Source organism: Acetobacter oeni (genome assembly GCF_011516825.1).
Lineage (GTDB): Bacteria > Pseudomonadota > Alphaproteobacteria > Acetobacterales > Acetobacteraceae > Acetobacter > Acetobacter oeni.
In genome coordinates, this window is sequence record NZ_WOTA01000015.1 from 62380 (window position 1) to 78617 (window position 16238).

Genomic DNA, 16238 nt, shown 5'->3' on the forward strand with positions numbered 1-16238 from the left:
TGCATTCAGTCAGACAATTGATCAGCTCCGCGTGCAAGCGTTGCGATGCCGGCAAAATGCAAAATATCTTCTGACCAGCTATGGCATTCCCATGTTCCTGCCGGATTATAATATAATCTATTTGCCCTCCATAGCCGTCTGTCCACGTTATCTTAATGATTCTATCCTTTAGTTTGCCAATATGTAAGGGCGCAGTTAAGCAACGCGGCACGGATGATCGTATATAAATACGATGACTTCCTGTGTATTGTATCAAAGCTGTCAGAAAGATTTCCAGATGAGTGCCCCTGCCCCACTGCCCGTAAAGCGAGCACTTCTTTCCGTATCTGATAAAACCGGATTACTCGAACTCGCCAGAGCACTGGTTGCTCAGGGCGCAGAAATCCTTTCGACAGGCGGATCGGCAAAAGCTCTGAAAAATGCTGGGTTACCGGTAACCGAAGTGTCTGAGCATACAGGGTTTCCAGAAATCCTGGATGGCCGCGTAAAAACTCTGGTTCCACAAATTCACGGTGGCATTCTGGGGCGACGCGATCTTCCTGCCCATGTGGAGCAAATGAATGCTCATGGAATTGCACCGATCGATCTCGTGGCGGTCAATCTTTATCCTTTCGAGGCAACCGTCGCATCTGGTGCTGCAGACGACGACTGTATCGAAAATATCGATATCGGAGGTCCCGCGCTGATTCGGGCCGCCGCGAAGAATCATAATCACGTAGTTGTGCTGACGGATCCCGCTCAGTATGCCCCGGTTATCGAAGCAATGAACAGCGGCGGGACAACGCTGGAAACCCGACGCCTGCTTGCTGGCGCAGCATACGCCCGTACTGCATCTTACGATGCCGCGATCGCGAACTGGTTCGCTCAGAGGCGTGATGATCTCCTGCCCGATCGCTTTACCCTTGCCGGAGAGCGACATGAGATATTGAGGTATGGTGAGAATCCACACCAGAAAGCTGCTTTTTACTACAATGGCAGCAAACGTCCGGGTGTGGCGACCGCGCGCCAGATTCAGGGGAAAGCCCTGTCCTATAATAATCTTAACGATACTGATGCAGCATTCGAAGCCGTTGCCGAATTCAGCACGCCCGCTGTGGTTGTCGTCAAACATGCCAATCCATGCGGCGTAGCGACTGCATCTGACTTTTCGAGTGCATGGGATCAGGCCTTGCGCTGCGATCCCGTTTCGGCTTTTGGCGGCATCGTTGCCCTGAACGGCACTCTGGACGAAGAAACAGCGATAAAGATCGCCTCCATCTTCACGGAAGTGATCGTCGCTCCAGATGCAACGCATGCTGCTCGTGAGATTCTTGCGCGCAAGAAAAATCTTCGGTTGCTCCTGACCGGCGCGCTGCCCGATCCAGGAGAGGCGGGAGTGATTGTGCGGTCTGTTGCGGGAGGTTTTCTTGCTCAGACACGTGACAATGGGCGCATCACTGAAGATGACCTCAGAGTTGCAACACAACGCGCTCCGACATCCGAAGAAATGCAGGAGCTCATCTTTGCATTCCGAGTTGCTAAACACGTGAAATCAAACGCCATTGTCTATGCAAAAAACCATGCCACGGTAGGAATCGGCGCAGGTCAGATGAGTCGTGTCGATTCAGCCCGTATCGCAGTCAGCAAAAGTCTGGAAGCAGCAAAACTTCTGGGACAAAATGAACCTTTGACGAAAGGAAGCGTCGTCGCATCTGACGCCTTCTTCCCGTTTGCAGATGGCCTTGAGACAATTGTAGCTGCCGGAGCAACTGCCGTGATTCAACCCGGCGGCTCAATCCGGGACAAAGAAGTCATTGCCGCAGCTGATGCCGCAGGAATAGCGATGGTCTTTACCGGTATGCGTCATTTCCGGCACTGACCCGCTTACATCCCGCTTGTCTCGCGATACACATCATGTCGCTATAGATAACTTGTCGTAGAGATCTGATCGGTCTGATTACAGACTTATCAGACCGATGAATGCCTGGATTTATTATGCGTCAGTTTTTTAGAGTCGCAGTGGCTGTTTTTGGAACAGTTGGTGTTTTCACGTCCCTTCCTGCCTGCGCGGCAACAACCCCGACTTCCGTATATGATCTCTCCGTGCTTCCGGGTTTCAGCGGAACGGTAGCGCAATATATCCCTTTACCTGTCGGCGGTGTGACAGGTCTCATTCTGCAAGACGGGCACGAAGTTCTGGTTTCGCCTGAACTGGGACTTTCCCTGCCTAAAATTGTAAAACCTGGAGAGCGTGTAACGGGAACTGGCCTGAAAGGTACAACACTTCCGCTTATTCGTGCTTTTACGATAGCGGGTCCGCGCGGGCAGCGCGCCGAAGACGCCGGCATCGTCATGCCACAGCATTCACCGGAAATGATTGCCGGGCCCGATATTGCCGCACACGGAACAGTGTGGATGCGTCTGTATGACGTGAGAGGCGTGCTGAGTGGGGTTGTCCTTAAAGATCATACTGTCATTAAAGTGCCCCCTGGGGCCGCCGCACGAATTGCATCATGGCTAATCCCCGGCGCAACGATTTTTGCTGCCGGCCCGGGTACGTCAGGTGAACTCGGCGTTGCGATCAACGCTCACGAAATCGGACCAGACAATCAGCAGCTTATTTCCCTTGCTGCCGAGGATGCTCCTCCTCCCGGACCACCAGCCGGAGCACCTGGTTACGATATTATCTCTCCTGCCGAAACGCATTAATGCATTATGCAGTCTGAATGCCTTTAAATGGAAAACATTCCGATTAAGAAAAGAGACCCAAACCCTATCCGGGGGGAATTTGCTATATGCGTCGGAGTTGTAAGAGTCTTTCAGAAACTCAACATACAAAGCTTACGAACCACAACGGAATGATTAAGCCTGACATGACAGCCAGTCAGAGGCTCCACAGGCCAGTTCGCTTCTTTCGTGTCTCAGACGATCAACGTGGACCGCATGTCCTCATCAGACACCTGGAGAGTTCGAAAACCCCCCTGGTTTTGATGGGTGCTGTATGATTCCATCTCTCATCTTGTGATGAGGGGTGGATAGAATGAAGCAGCCAGGTTTCTTTGATGTTGAAGAGCTGCTTGCTCGGTTGAGTGGGCTTGGCGATCAGCTCGAGGCATTTTCCCGGACTGTGAATTTCGAAGTGTTCCGTCATGACCTGGAGAAGGCTCTGGCCTACGCGGATGGGAGCAAAGGCGGTCGTCCTCCGTTTGATCCGGTGCTGATGTTCAAAATCCTCGTGATCCAGACGCTGAATAATCTGTCCGATGAACGGACGGAATACCTGATCAATGATCGTCTCTCTTTCATGCGCTTTCTCGGTCTGGGGCTGTCAGACCGCGTCCCGGATGCCAAAACAATCTGGCTGTTTCGGGAACGTCTGACGCAGGCCGGTGCCATCGACGTGCTGTTCAACCGGTTCGATATGATTCTGCGGAACGCAGGCTATCTGCCGATGTCAGGCCAGATCCTGGACGCAACTCTGGTGGCAGCTCCAAAGCAGCGCAATACAAACGCCGAGAAGATGGATCTGCGTGAAGGACGAATCTCACAAGACTGGCAGGACAAGCCCTCAAAGCTTTCTCACAAAGACCGTCATGCGCACTGGACGTTGAAGTTCACGAAGGCCAAGCGGCAGGAGCCCGCAACGGATCTTGCCATCCCATTCTTTGGCTACAAATCCCATATTTCCATCGACCGAAAGTTTCGGCTGATCCGAAAATGGAAGACGACCGATGCGGCAGCCAGTGATGGCGCTCGATTGAGAGAGGGTCTGCTGGATAAGACCAATACGGCCTCAACGGTTTGGGCCGACACAGCCTATCGCTCAAAGGCCAATGAGGCTTTCATGGAAAAGCAGGGCTTTGTTTCCAGAGTACATCGCAAGAAGCCACATCTCAAACTGATGCCACGACATATCCAGAGATCCAACGCCGGAAAGTCCGTTATCCGTTCGCGTGTCGAGCACGTCTTCGCCGATCAGAAATCACAGATGAGGCTGTTCATCCGCACTATCGGGATCACGCGAGCCACCATGAGGATCGGGCTGGCCAACATCGTCTACAACATGCGCCGCTTTCTCTTCCTGGAGAGGGTCGGCGGAGCCGCATAGCGATCCTGAATGCAGTGAACTTCGTCCTGCCTATATACGGCACGACAGACAACTCCAAACAGAACCACCAATCATCGTTCCCTGCGCCTGAAATCAAGCAGCCAGGATATCAATCAATGGTTCTTCGATCCCTCCAGCTTCCTTTATCATGCTGTTTGTCCGTAATTTTTTCGCCGAACTTTGAATACAATTGATCAAATAAATATCAAATCTGCCCGATGACAAATCCCGGAATGACCTTTTCTCCGAAACCTTATGTATTATGAATAAAGCTCCAGTAAAACGGAGTCCGGCCAGCCTTAATGGCCTTAGCTTCGTAGCGGGTCGGAGGCCAGTCTGAAGGCCGGATAACCTCGGGTTCGACAACTTTAAAGAAAGACTGGTTTCCCATCACGTCCCGGACCCATTCCTGATAGGTCGGGTCGTCGCTAGCGACTCTCCATTCAGCCCCTGGTTTTAACACTCTTGCTACCTGCGCAAGATTTCCAGGATGAACAAATCGGCGTTTCGCATGTCTGGCTTTCGGCCACGGATCCGGAAACATAAGGAAAAGGCGACTAAGTGAGGCATCCGGCAATTTCGCCAGAAGCAACCTGGCATCATCATCCCAGATTTTAAGAAGAGGCGGAACGCGCCCTGTTTCTTCTTCGCCCTCAGGAAACAAACGAGACAGAAGCGAGCAGAGACCGTTTTCAAAAACCTCTGAAGCGATATACCCGACTGTCGGATGAGCCGCCACCTGAGCAGCAACATGCTCACCACCGCCAAAACCGATTTCCAGCCAGGTTTCAGAAGGCACCTCAGCAAACGCAGAAGGCGGAGATACAGCATCGGACAGCGGAAAGCGCATCCGTGGAAGCGCCTGCTCCATCAGAAGCTTCTGGCGCTGCCTGAGCGGCCGTCCCTTCTGCCTCCCATAAAGACGCGGAACCGGTGGTTTTGAGTCAGCCCCAACATGCTCTGTCTGCGTCTTTGACAAGTCCGGCTTTTCGCGCTCCACCATCCTTAGCAAACTTCGCTTTTAACGGCTGAATGCACCACGAAGAGCGTCAACAAGATCTGTCCGCTCCCATGGGAATGTGTCGCGCGCCTCATCCGGTGTGCGGCCAAAATGTCCGTAAGCAGAGGTCTCTGTATAAATCGGACGATTCAGGCGCAGATGCTGGCGAATACCACGCGGAGACAGATTCATCACTTCACGCAGAACCTGACCAAGCCTGGTTTCGTCCACGTCCTTACCGGTCCCGTCGAGATCAACATATACAGAGAGGGGATGCGAGACACCGATCGCATAAGAAATCTGCAAAGTGCAACGATCTGCCAGACCCGCGGCAACAACATTCTTAGCCAGATAGCGGCAGGCATAGGCAGCTGAACGATCAACCTTCGTCGGATCTTTCCCTGAGAATGCACCGCCACCATGCGGAGCGGCACCGCCATAGGTGTCTACGATAATCTTGCGACCGGTCAGTCCGGCATCCCCGTCAGGACCGCCTATGACAAAAATTCCGGTGGGGTTAACATAAAACTCGTCTTCCGGCGGCAGCCATCCCTCAGGAAGTACATCTGCAACAATCGTTCTGAGTTCTTCGCGCATGTCCTTCTGGCTCATGCCTTCATCATGCTGCGTAGAAATAACAACCGATGTTGCGCCGACAGGCTTTCCATTCACATAACGTAAGGTGACCTGGCTTTTTGCATCCGGCTGAAGGCCTGTTGCACGGCGATCACCGGCGCGACGCAGATCCCGCATCGTCTTCAGAATTTTATGCGAATAAAAAAGCGGCGCAGGCATGAGAGTCTCAGTTTCGTTCGTGGCGAAACCAAACATAATTCCCTGATCGCCAGCTCCCTCATCCTTATTGCCCGCGCTGTCTACACCGACGGCAATATCTGCGGACTGCTCATGAAGATAGTTCGAAATTTCAGCATTTTTCCAGGAAAATCCAGCCTGATCATATCCAATATCGCGAATCGCCGCCCGGGTCGCTTCAATCAGACTATCTGGCGTTACGGATGCCGGACCACGCACCTCACCTGCAAGAATGACGCGATTAGTCGTCACCATTGTCTCGCACGCAACGCGCGACTCAGGGTCTGCGGTCAGATATGCGTCCAGAACGGTATCACTGATCCGGTCAGCCACCTTATCCGGGTGACCTTCGGACACTGACTCCGAGGTAAACAGAAACTCGCCGTGCTTGAGCATGATTGTGCCGACTGCCTCGCTAATAAGGTGGAACTGTCACGACCCCACGAACATTTCGCCTGGGAGGCATGTCGTTTGACGGAGGATATGCCGCGGGTCAAGCCGCAAGGCTGTTAATCTGGGTCACACGTGGCGGGATGCCGTGACCTGATGTCCTCTGTTTATGCGAGTCCCAATACGTTTTCCATCGAATAAAGTCCCGGGGCCTGGAAGACGACCCATTTTGCCGCCTGTACCGCCCCATCTGCAAAAACCCGCCGATCAAATGCACGGTGGCCTAATTCGATCTGCTCCGTCGCAGAGGTAAAGATCAGCTTATGCTCGCCTACAATCTGACCACCACGCAAAGCTGCGAAGCCTATCGTACCGGCCTGCCGAACTCCGCACTGCCCTTCCCTCGCCGGCACCCGGACGGCAGCCAAGCTGGTTCCCCTGCCTTCAGCAACAGCTTCGCCAATAGCGAGGGCCGTGCCCGAAGGTGCATCGACTTTCTGACGATGATGCATCTCGACAATTTCTGCGTCATATCGATCACCCGACAGAACAGCCCCCATTTCCCGTGCGAGACGCAAAACCAGTGTTACGCCTGCCGAAAAATTTGCAGCCTGAACAACTGCAATATGATCTGCCGCAGCATTCACCGCACGCTGATCATCCGCAGTTAACCCCGTGGTCCCCAATACCCACGGAACGCCCGCCTCCGCCAGAGTTTCCGCATGAGAAACAACTGTCGAAACATTCGTAAAATCTATGATAACATCAACATCTGCCAAAAGATCAGAAAGATTACGAACCAGCCGAAGGTTATTCATCAGCGGGTCGGCGCCGGTTATTTTTGTTCCTGATTGCCGGCACGTTCCTCCTGTAACGATGAAACCAGCTTCCCGTGCGCTACAGACAAGCCCCTGCCCCATTCGTCCGGTAATTCCGGCTATGCCAATACGTAATGAATGCGGGGTCATCACCAGCGACGTCCTCTGAAGACAGAAAAAACGGGTGGCGACGCGACCTGGGGGGAAGGACCGCGCCGCCGGTATTCATCCACGGTGCGAGTTGGGGGACCACCATGGACCCCTTCCTCCTACGACGTTTGCTACGCTCATTCAATGTTCCGGTGACGCCCCCAGCAGGCCCCTGACTGCACTCAGCAATCACAGTTTCGATGCAGACGTGAAACAGATTCGATGCAGACGTGAAACAGAAAATCACAATTTTCTGTCGGACATAGCGACGTGAGAAGCGCTACGCCCATTACGTAATTTTAATCGACACCCAATGCTCATAAAAAATCATAATGAGTAAGTCTGCAGTTAACAGAGGTTGCATTTACTCTATGTATTCATAATTTTTTTATCTATGTTTGAGATACAGCCAGATAATGCACAACGGTCTTTCCAAAACACGTTATGCCACCAGAGGTCATCGCGCCTGGACCTCCGGTATGATGGCTGAAACTATTGCAGAAGCAGCACTGAGTGCGAGCGGAGCCTCTATATTGCTGAGAAGAGCACGAACCTCATGTGGTGAGGTTGATCTGGTTGTTCAGCAAACCAGTGAACTCTGTTTTGTGGAGGTAAAGCAAAGGCCAACATGGGCGGAAGCAATGGAAGCTCTCACCCATCGTCAGCAACATCGCATTATAAAAGCTGCCGAAATAATTCTCGCAAACCACCCGGAATGGGACTACGAGTCAATCAGCTTTGACTTGGTTGCCGTCAATAACACCGGAGCGGCAAGACGAATCAAAAACGCTTTCTGGCTTGACTGATACATATCCCGGGAGCGGATGATCACTATCCGGAAAAACCCGGCCAGCCCTCTGAGAGGGAAGAGCGAGCTATCCTTTTTACCTTAAGTGCGATGCCTGACATGTGCGGCAGAAACAGTTCTTCTCGCCACATGAAAAGATGCCAGATGAACAAGACCATGAGAGTTACGACGAGCAGCTGGCTGCCAGGCAATACGGCTACCACTATGAGACGCAACGGAAACATGCCGGGGAACATGATAAACAGGCGTCGCAGTGAGCGATTCTAATGTAAGTTTACTGGCTTCATAATCAGAAATTACGCGTTCCGCATATGCTGGCTTTTCTCCGAAAAATATAACAGCCACAGAAACACCTGCCGTAAACAAAGTCAGCTTTCGCAGCACTTTTCCGATCATTGCAACTCTCACCCATCAATTCTGCAAAGCACTATAGCCCGTCACGTCCTGCCGGCAACCCACAAAGCACGACCTCACCGATATTACGGAAGAGCGTCTGGCGCATTTATAATAAAAAAAACGCGCCCATAAAGCGCGCGTTTTTTTACGAAGCGTATTTCCGGATTTCAGGCCACGGCTGTCGCGATTCCCTTTTCAACGAGCAACGTCTGAAGTTCGCCCGACTGAGCCATCTCGCTAACAATATCACAGCCACCAACGAACTCGCCTTTTACATAGAGCTGCGGAATCGTTGGCCAGTCGGAAAATACTTTAATTCCGTCTCTGATCTCAGGATCGGCCAGCACATTCTCTGCCTTGAACGGCACACCAATATGGTTGAGAATCTGAACTACACGACTGGAAAAACCACATTGTGGAAAATCCGGCGTTCCTTTCATAAATAGCATGACAGGATTTGACTCAATCAGCGACTGAATGCGCTGTCCTACGGGAGTGGACATCTTCATTACTCCGATTTCCAGAAACTGTTATATCGTCTGTCAGGCATCAGCTTATATTTCAGGAGCAGCAGTCTTCAATGCAAGCGCGTGAAGTGTTCCCCCCATATGACCCTGGAGAGAATTATACACCATCTGATGCTGTTTTACCCGCGAAACTCCCCGAAAAGCTTCACTGATGACCGTGCAGGCATAATGATCTCCATCTCCGGCAAGGTCATCAATTTTGACAACAGCATCCGGAAATGCCTCACGAATGTAGGTTTCTATCTCAGGTGCCGTCATAGCCATCAGATCGCTCCTCGTTCTTCTGGCTGCCAGATAACAGCCACCCCGTCTTCCAACCTCAGACACTCATCATGGCAGGAAAAAATGCTTCGCTGGCCACTCTCAACCGGGATATGGATATTGTCGCGCCGCTGGGCAATGTCAAACCTGCGCCGCCAATCCGGGCCAGCAAGCGCGATGCAACTCCGCACTCAGCGGCTTCGCGCATCAGTTCCTGACCATCACCGGCAACAGCGATAAGATATCTTCCCTGATCCTCACCAAACCAGTAAGCCTCCGGTCTCATGCCGGACTGAGGCGGTTCAAGCTCACATCCAATGCCACCCGCCATAACCATCTCAGCAACCGCTATAAGTATTCCTCCGTCTGAGACATCATGACACGCTGCGATCGCCCCGAGCGCGATCTGCTTGCGAACAAAATCTCCGTTCCGGCGCTCAGCACTGAGATCTACATCCGGAGCATCGCCGGTTTCCCGACCAAGAATCTCCCGCAGCCACAAAGATTGTCCCAGCTGACCCTTTGTTTCTCCCAGTAGCAGCAACGTACCGCTTTCCGGCATAGCCATGCCAACATGTTTTTCAACATCAGTGAGCACACCGAGACCACCAATAGCAGGCGTTGGCAGGATAGCTCTCGTTGTTCCATCCGGGTTTCTCGTTTCGTTATAGAGAGACACATTGCCGCTCACGACGGGGAAATCCAGAGCCCGGCACGCCTCCCCCATACCTTCGATGGCAGCCACAAGCTGCGCCATAATTTCAGGCTTTTCAGGGTTAGCGAAATTCAGGTTATCTGTTACGGCAAGCGGCGTTGCACCTGTCGCCGTTATATTCCGCCATGCTTCCGCAACCGCCTGAGCTGCACCGGCTCTAGGATTGGCCTGACAGTAGCGAGGCGTACAGTCCGTTGTGAGAGCGAGGCCAATCGATGTATCTTCAACACGTACAATGGCAGCATCCGCACCACCCGGGCGCCGGACTGTCTGGCCGCCGACAGTGCTATCATACTGATTCCAGATCCATGCACGGGAAGCCAGATCCGGACAACTCACCAGTTTTATGACAGCCTGCTCCAGACCGACAGGGTCATGAATCGGGCCAGTAGGTTCCGGAAAAGGAAGCGAGGCAACCGGACGATCATAAACCGGGGCCTGATCGGCAAGTGGTGCCAGTAAAATATCGGCTTCCACATTTCCTTTATGCCGGACCACAATCCTTCCCGTATCCGTCAGATGCCCGATAACCGCAAAATCAAGCTCCCACTTCTCAAAAATCGCCCGTGCCTGCTCCGTGCACTCTGGCCTGAGAACGATGAGCATGCGCTCCTGACTTTCTGACAGCATCATTTCATAAGCTGTCATGTCCGGTTCGCGCTGCGGTACGGCATCCAGATCAAGCTCGATCCCGACGCCCCCTTTCCCCGCCATCTCAACGGACGAGGACGTCAGGCCCGCAGCACCCATATCCTGAATAGCTACGACCGCATCAGTAGCCATGAGTTCAAGGCATGCTTCTATCAGCAGCTTTTCAATGAAAGGGTCACCGACCTGAACGGTAGGTCGCTTAGCCAGCGCATTTTCATCGAATTCTGCAGACGACATTGTCGCCCCGTGAATGCCGTCCCGTCCGGTTTTTGACCCGACATACACAACGGGATTTCCGATCCCCGCTGCTGCGGACAAAAAAATCCGATCCTGTCGCGCCACTCCCACGGTCATTGCATTGACGAGCGGATTACCGTCATAAGCTGAATGAAAATTTACTTCGCCGCCAACAGTAGGCACACCAACACAGTTACCGTATCCGCCAATACCGCGCACAACCCCATCGACAATCTGTCGCGTCCGCGGGTTCTCCGGAGAGCCAAAGCGCAGGGCGTTCAGATTAGCAACCGGCCTGGCGCCCATCGTAAAGACATCGCGCAGAATACCACCAACACCCGTCGCCGCTCCCTGATATGGCTCGATAAACGAGGGATGGTTATGGCTTTCCATTTTAAAAATGGCAGCAAGTCCCTGCCCGATATCCACGACCCCGGCATTTTCGCCGGGACCATGAATCACCCAAGGCGCAGTTGTCGGTAATGTCCGGAGCCACTTCCGTGACGATTTATAAGAACAATGCTCAGACCACATTACAGAGAAAACACCAAGTTCGGTCAGGCTGGGAATTCTGCCCATAATTTCCAGAACCTGAGCATACTCCTCTCCGAAGAGCCCGAACTCACGTGCCAACTCAGCATCAACAGTTTTCTGTTTCACATTCACCGGACGAATGCCTCCACCAGACTTTCGAACAGCGGTCTGCCATCTGCGCCCCCCATGAGCGGATCAACCAGATCTTCAGGATGCGGCATCATGCCACACACCCGCCCGTCAGAACTGACAATTCCCGCTATGGCGTCCATACTGCCATTCGGGTTCGTATCCCGATCCCCTGGAGATACCTCACCACTCGAAGCTGAATATCGGAATACAACCCGCCCTTCAGCTTCGAGCTTACCTAAAGTTGCGTCGTCGGCTACATAATTTCCATCACCATGCGCCAGAGGTGCACGAAAAACGCCGCCTTTCCGCCATCCGGCCGTAAACGGTGTCCGTTCATTTTCCACACGAAGAAAACAATCCTGCGACAAAAAACGCAGTCCGGCATTTCTCAGCAATGCACCCGGAAGTATTTGCGTTTCCGTCAGAATCTGAAAACCGTTGCATACACCGAGTACATAGCCGCCCCGTTTCACAAATTTCTTTATCTCACGCATGATCGGAGAGTGGGCTGCCATAGCTCCGCAGCGAAGATAATCGCCATAACTGAACCCGCCAGGCAAAACTATCAGGTCCAGATCGGGTAACGTGACGTCCCGATGCCAGAGCATTTTCGGGGCATGCCCGGAAACGGATCTGAGAGCAATTGCCATGTCGCGCTCCCGATTGGTGCCCGGAAATACGACAATACCTGCTTTCATCTGGCATTACCTGAAGAACAGGGGTAAGAGTCATGCAGCGCCATAAAAACGCTTTCGCCTACAGGCTTATCGAGCACATTCTGATGCGCCTTCAGCCACGAAATCACTTTGCCACGCATGGCAGCACCGGCCTCCGTCTGAGGAATACAAAAACCTGCCGGCGCTTTCGGGTCGCCTTCATTACGATCATTAATCTTTGCGAGAGTACCCGCATCCGCAACACCTGAAATGTAGGCATCGCACACCTCTGCCCCGGCCGGACGCGAGCAGATGCGCCCGAAATTTCCCGCCTTCATCGGAGAGATTCTCTGGGCATCCGCATGAGCAGACACGAATGATCCGATACAGAAAATAAATACAGCACTCTTCAGGCCGAATATCCTCATTTCAGGATCTCCACTACAAAGTCTTCAATAACCTGATTTGCCAGAAGATTTTCTGCCATCTGACGCGCCCGCTGCTCAGCACGGCCAGGATCAGTTTCCTCAAGATCAAGTTCTATAACTTTTCCGGTACGGACCTCGCGGACCTCCGGGAACTCCAGAACATGAAGCGCATGGCTGATTGCTTTACCCTGAGGATCAAGCACACCATCCTTGAGGGAAACCGTTACCCGTACTTTCATGCCGCCTCTCCAGCCACAATTATCCTCGCAGTCACCCAGAGCTACTGCATCATCTCCGAGCCCTTCATATCGCCGTTCCCGGCTTCAGGCAGTATTCCGAGTCGTCGGGCAACTTCCTGATAGGCTTCTTCGACCCGCCCCATATCACGCCGAAATCTGTCCTTATCCAGTTTCTCGCTCGTTTTCGCGTCCCACAAACGGCAGTTATCCGGCGATATTTCATCAGCGAGGATAATGCGCATTTCCTCGTCTTCCCATAAACGACCGAACTCGAGCTTAAAATCGACAAGGATAATTCCGACACCCGCGAATAACCCGCAAAGGAAATCATTCACACGCAACGCAATGGCAACCATATCATCCATATCGTGAGGACTGGCCCATCCAAATGCTGTAATATGTTCTTCCGCCACCATGGGATCGCCAAGAGAGTCATTTTTATAATAATATTCGACAATCGAGCGTGGCAGCCTGGTCCCTTCCGGTATTCCCAGACGTTTTGCAATACTTCCAGCTGCAACATTACGAATCACGATCTCAAGAGGAATGATCTCGACCTCGCGAATCAGCTGTTCCCGCATATTAATACGGCGGATAAAATGGGTTGGAATACCCACTTCCTGCAGTCTCAGCATGATATATTCGCTGATGCGATTATTCAGGACACCTTTTCCGGTGATAATTCCCTTTTTGGACCCATTCCCGGCTGTAGCGTCGTCCTTAAAATACTGCACGAGCGTCCCGGGCTCCGGTCCCTCAAACAGAATCTTGGCTTTCCCTTCGTACAGCTGGCGGCGGCGGGCCATTGTCATCCTTGTTCTCTGAGCGGATAAATATCCACAGGGTTCCGGGCCACAGGCCTTCGCATACCGGAGCCTATTAGCAGCCTTCGGCCCAGGATGATACTGCCCGGGCCGGACCCTAGGGCAGTTTCTCTTTCTCAGCGGACAACGGGACCTGTCTCTCCGAAAATCAGCCTGTAACGTTCATCGACCGCCCGAAGATGCGAGCGACTATCCATCGCAGCATCAAGCACTTCCGGTGCTATTCTCCCTGCTATCTCCGGATCAGCGGCCAGATTTTCACGAAATGTGCGACCGTCCGGCTTACCCAGACGAGTCCAGGTTGCCATCGCACACCTCTGGACAATTTTGTATGCGTCCTCACGGAGCACTCCGGCGCGAGCGAGCGCAAGCAGAACCTCTCCGGAATGTACTACTCCACCAAGACTTTCGATATTCGCAGCCATCTGCTCCGGATAGACGACCAGCTTATCCATCATTCCGGCAAGACGAGTCAGGGCAAAGTCAAGACCAATCGTTCCGTCAGGGCAGATATTGCGCTCTACTGACGAATGACTGATATCGCGTTCGTGCCACAGCGCAACATTTTCGAGGGCAGGAATCACATGAGAACGTACAAGGCGGGCAAGACCCGTCAGATTCTCTGAAAGCACCGGATTACGCTTATGCGGCATAGCCGACGAGCCCTTCTGGCCCGGATGGAAAAATTCCTCGACCTCCCGCACCTCCGATCGCTGCAAATGACGCACCTCTGTAGCAAGCCGCTCAATACTACTTGCCGTCACCGCAAGCGCACAGAAATAGGCTGCATGACGATCACGGGGAATAACCTGCGTCGAAACCGGCTCAGGCTTCAGTTTCAGCTTCTCTGCGACGTAAGATTCAACACGCGGATCAAGGTGCGCAAAAGTACCGACGGCACCAGAAATTGCGCAGGTCGCAATTTCAGTCCGCGCGGTCAGGAGACGTTCACGGTTCCGCTCGAATTCTGCATAATGCCCCGCCATTTTGAGGCCAAACGATGTCGGTTCAGCATGGATTCCATGAGAGCGCCCGATCGTCAGGGTATATTTATGAGCAAATGCCTGCTTTCTGAGCGCCTCAAGAACTGCATTGACATCGGTTAACAGAAGATCTGTCGCCTGACTTAGTTGCACGGCAAGGCATGTGTCGAGAATATCCGATGACGTCATACCTAAATGCACGAAGCGGCTATCAGGACCAATTTTTTCAGCAAGCCAGGTAAGAAACGCAATGACATCGTGGCGGGTCTCTGCCTCAATCTGGTCAATGCGCTTCAGATCGGATTGTGAAAAAGCGGCCATCGCCGCATCCCCTCGCTCACGAATGGTTCTGGCAGCCTCAACCGAGATTTCCCCGAGTCCAGCCATAGCTTCGCAAGCCAGCGCTTCAATTTCGAACCAGATACGATAACGGTTTTCTGGCGCCCATATGGCAGCCATTGCGGGTCTTGTATAACGAGGCACCATCGGATGCTTCCCTCCTCTGATTCAGGCCGGCTTAACCAGACACAACTGGTCGCGTCCTAAAACATTTCAGGCGCCGGTGATACATCTCACTTCAAAAGCCGGCCGAAACAGCGACATTCCTCACACCGCGATGGAGTTAACTCAATATTAAGCAATGGAACCATAAATAAGACAAACATCAAGAAAAGGGATGACCGGCATTATGACCATACCTCAAACACAAACTGCCTCGTCCTCTTGGGAGATTGGTAATTTCCGACCTCAGCGCAATCAGACCTTAGTTTCACATCAAACTGTAGATTGTGACACTTCTCCATCAGAAAGTTCAGCTTTCCGCGGAATGGCAATTGGCGGGCTTCTTTGTTGCCCGTTCTGGGCGTGGATAGGATGGCTGGCGTTACACCACCTTGTCCCGCCAAGTTAACTGTCCTCAAAGATCTGCCTGTTAAAAATAACGCTCATAAACTGTCACGACATCTCCAGGCGCAAGCAATGTATCCGGCTTTATTTTGCCGGTTACAGGCTGTTGATTTTCCTTAAGACCTTCTGTTCTCTCTGCGCTCGCGGTATCCTTAATAGCACGATAAGTATATCCACCGGCCAGCGCAACTGCAGACTGCATCGTCATGCCGGGAAGATACTGATATTGCCCGGGCCTCGATACCTCGCCCAGAATAAAAATAGGTCTGTACTGCGTAACTTCAACAGATATACTTGGATTATGCAACAATCCACGCGAGCTTAAGGCATTAGAAAGCTCACTTGCCAGCCCCTGTGATGTCTCTCCTGCCGCTTTAACAGCCCCGATTAATGGAAAAGCGATCGTACCAACATCTCCGACCGTGAATGTATTACTCAGCTGAGGATCATTATATGTAAGAACCCGGATCTGATCACCAGCCCCCAGCCGGTAAAATCCCGTAGCTGGCGGCAGCGGGGCAAGGCCATGCGTCGGAGAGCAGGCCATCAGACCACTACAAAGAAAACCATAACAAAGAAACCGCCCTAATGTTCCGATTTCTGCTTGCTTCAGCCAACCTTTTTTCTTCATCTCACGAGTCTTTTTTTCTGCTCGAAGGTCGGTCGAACTCATTTGTATCTTC

At 52.5% G+C, this 16238-nt stretch carries 17 protein-coding genes; 4 read left to right on the top strand and 13 right to left on the bottom strand.

Going from position 1 to position 16238, the window contains the following annotated elements:
• Positions 1–277 precede the first annotated feature (277 nt).
• From purH to GOB90_RS11115, 3 genes are all read left to right on the top strand, one after another.
• Positions 278–1858 (top strand): bifunctional phosphoribosylaminoimidazolecarboxamide formyltransferase/IMP cyclohydrolase, encoded by a 1581-nt coding sequence (purH, locus tag GOB90_RS11105; RefSeq protein ID WP_146887356.1) that lies wholly within the window; start codon positions 278–280, stop codon positions 1856–1858.
• 116 nt (positions 1859–1974) lie between these two features.
• On the top strand, positions 1975–2688 hold the full coding sequence (locus GOB90_RS11110) for a hypothetical protein (protein WP_146887354.1): 714 nt from the start codon (positions 1975–1977) through the stop codon (positions 2686–2688).
• 331 nt (positions 2689–3019) lie between these two features.
• Complete coding sequence (locus tag GOB90_RS11115; protein WP_146887352.1) at positions 3020–4087, top strand: IS5 family transposase; 1068 nt, start codon at positions 3020–3022, stop codon at positions 4085–4087.
• A 253-nt stretch (positions 4088–4340) separates the two neighbouring features.
• Here GOB90_RS11115 and trmB read toward each other — a convergent pair whose 3' ends face one another.
• The 3 genes from trmB to dapB form a co-directional block, all read right to left on the bottom strand.
• Positions 4341–5090: a tRNA (guanine(46)-N(7))-methyltransferase TrmB gene (gene trmB / locus GOB90_RS11120; protein ID WP_146887350.1), complete on the bottom strand. Its 750-nt coding sequence runs from the start codon at positions 5088–5090 to the stop codon at positions 4341–4343.
• A gap of 18 nt (positions 5091–5108) precedes the next feature.
• Positions 5109–6296: a methionine adenosyltransferase gene (metK, locus tag GOB90_RS11125; RefSeq protein WP_146887348.1), complete on the bottom strand. Its 1188-nt coding sequence runs from the start codon at positions 6294–6296 to the stop codon at positions 5109–5111.
• Between the two features lie 161 nt (positions 6297–6457).
• A complete protein-coding gene (gene dapB / locus GOB90_RS11130) occupies positions 6458–7258 on the bottom strand; it encodes a 4-hydroxy-tetrahydrodipicolinate reductase (protein WP_146887346.1) in 801 nt (266 codons plus the stop codon).
• A gap of 479 nt (positions 7259–7737) precedes the next feature.
• Between dapB and GOB90_RS11135 the strand changes: the two genes are divergently transcribed.
• Positions 7738–8064, top strand: coding sequence for a YraN family protein (locus tag GOB90_RS11135; protein WP_242011962.1), 327 nt, complete (start codon positions 7738–7740; stop codon positions 8062–8064).
• Between the two features lie 83 nt (positions 8065–8147).
• Here GOB90_RS11135 and GOB90_RS11140 read toward each other — a convergent pair whose 3' ends face one another.
• From GOB90_RS11140 to GOB90_RS11185, 10 genes are all read right to left on the bottom strand, one after another.
• A complete protein-coding gene (locus GOB90_RS11140; RefSeq protein WP_146887342.1) occupies positions 8148–8462 on the bottom strand; it encodes a hypothetical protein in 315 nt (104 codons plus the stop codon).
• 167 nt (positions 8463–8629) lie between these two features.
• On the bottom strand, positions 8630–8965 hold the full coding sequence (gene grxD / locus GOB90_RS11145; RefSeq protein ID WP_146887470.1) for a Grx4 family monothiol glutaredoxin: 336 nt from the start codon (positions 8963–8965) through the stop codon (positions 8630–8632).
• A gap of 51 nt (positions 8966–9016) precedes the next feature.
• Positions 9017–9253 (bottom strand): BolA family protein, encoded by a 237-nt coding sequence (locus tag GOB90_RS11150; protein ID WP_146887340.1) that lies wholly within the window; start codon positions 9251–9253, stop codon positions 9017–9019.
• Between the two features lie 55 nt (positions 9254–9308).
• Complete coding sequence (gene purL, locus GOB90_RS11155; protein ID WP_146887338.1) at positions 9309–11519, bottom strand: phosphoribosylformylglycinamidine synthase subunit PurL; 2211 nt, start codon at positions 11517–11519, stop codon at positions 9309–9311.
• A complete protein-coding gene (gene purQ, locus GOB90_RS11160) occupies positions 11516–12217 on the bottom strand; it encodes a phosphoribosylformylglycinamidine synthase subunit PurQ (protein WP_146887336.1) in 702 nt (233 codons plus the stop codon). The genes purL and purQ overlap by 4 nt, the downstream gene beginning before the upstream one ends.
• Positions 12214–12549: a Rap1a/Tai family immunity protein gene (locus tag GOB90_RS11165; RefSeq protein ID WP_338077518.1), complete on the bottom strand. Its 336-nt coding sequence runs from the start codon at positions 12547–12549 to the stop codon at positions 12214–12216. The genes purQ and GOB90_RS11165 overlap by 4 nt, the downstream gene beginning before the upstream one ends.
• 50 nt (positions 12550–12599) lie before the next feature.
• Positions 12600–12842 carry a phosphoribosylformylglycinamidine synthase subunit PurS gene (gene purS / locus GOB90_RS11170; RefSeq protein WP_146887332.1) on the bottom strand — a complete coding sequence of 81 codons (243 nt, stop codon included), beginning with the start codon at positions 12840–12842 and terminating at the stop codon, positions 12600–12602.
• Between the two features lie 41 nt (positions 12843–12883).
• Positions 12884–13648: a phosphoribosylaminoimidazolesuccinocarboxamide synthase gene (purC, locus tag GOB90_RS11175; protein ID WP_146887468.1), complete on the bottom strand. Its 765-nt coding sequence runs from the start codon at positions 13646–13648 to the stop codon at positions 12884–12886.
• Between the two features lie 134 nt (positions 13649–13782).
• A complete protein-coding gene (gene purB, locus GOB90_RS11180) occupies positions 13783–15135 on the bottom strand; it encodes an adenylosuccinate lyase (protein ID WP_146887330.1) in 1353 nt (450 codons plus the stop codon).
• A 445-nt stretch (positions 15136–15580) separates the two neighbouring features.
• Positions 15581–16228: a polysaccharide biosynthesis/export family protein gene (locus tag GOB90_RS11185; RefSeq protein WP_306309422.1), complete on the bottom strand. Its 648-nt coding sequence runs from the start codon at positions 16226–16228 to the stop codon at positions 15581–15583.
• Between the last annotated feature and the right edge of the window lie 10 nt (positions 16229–16238).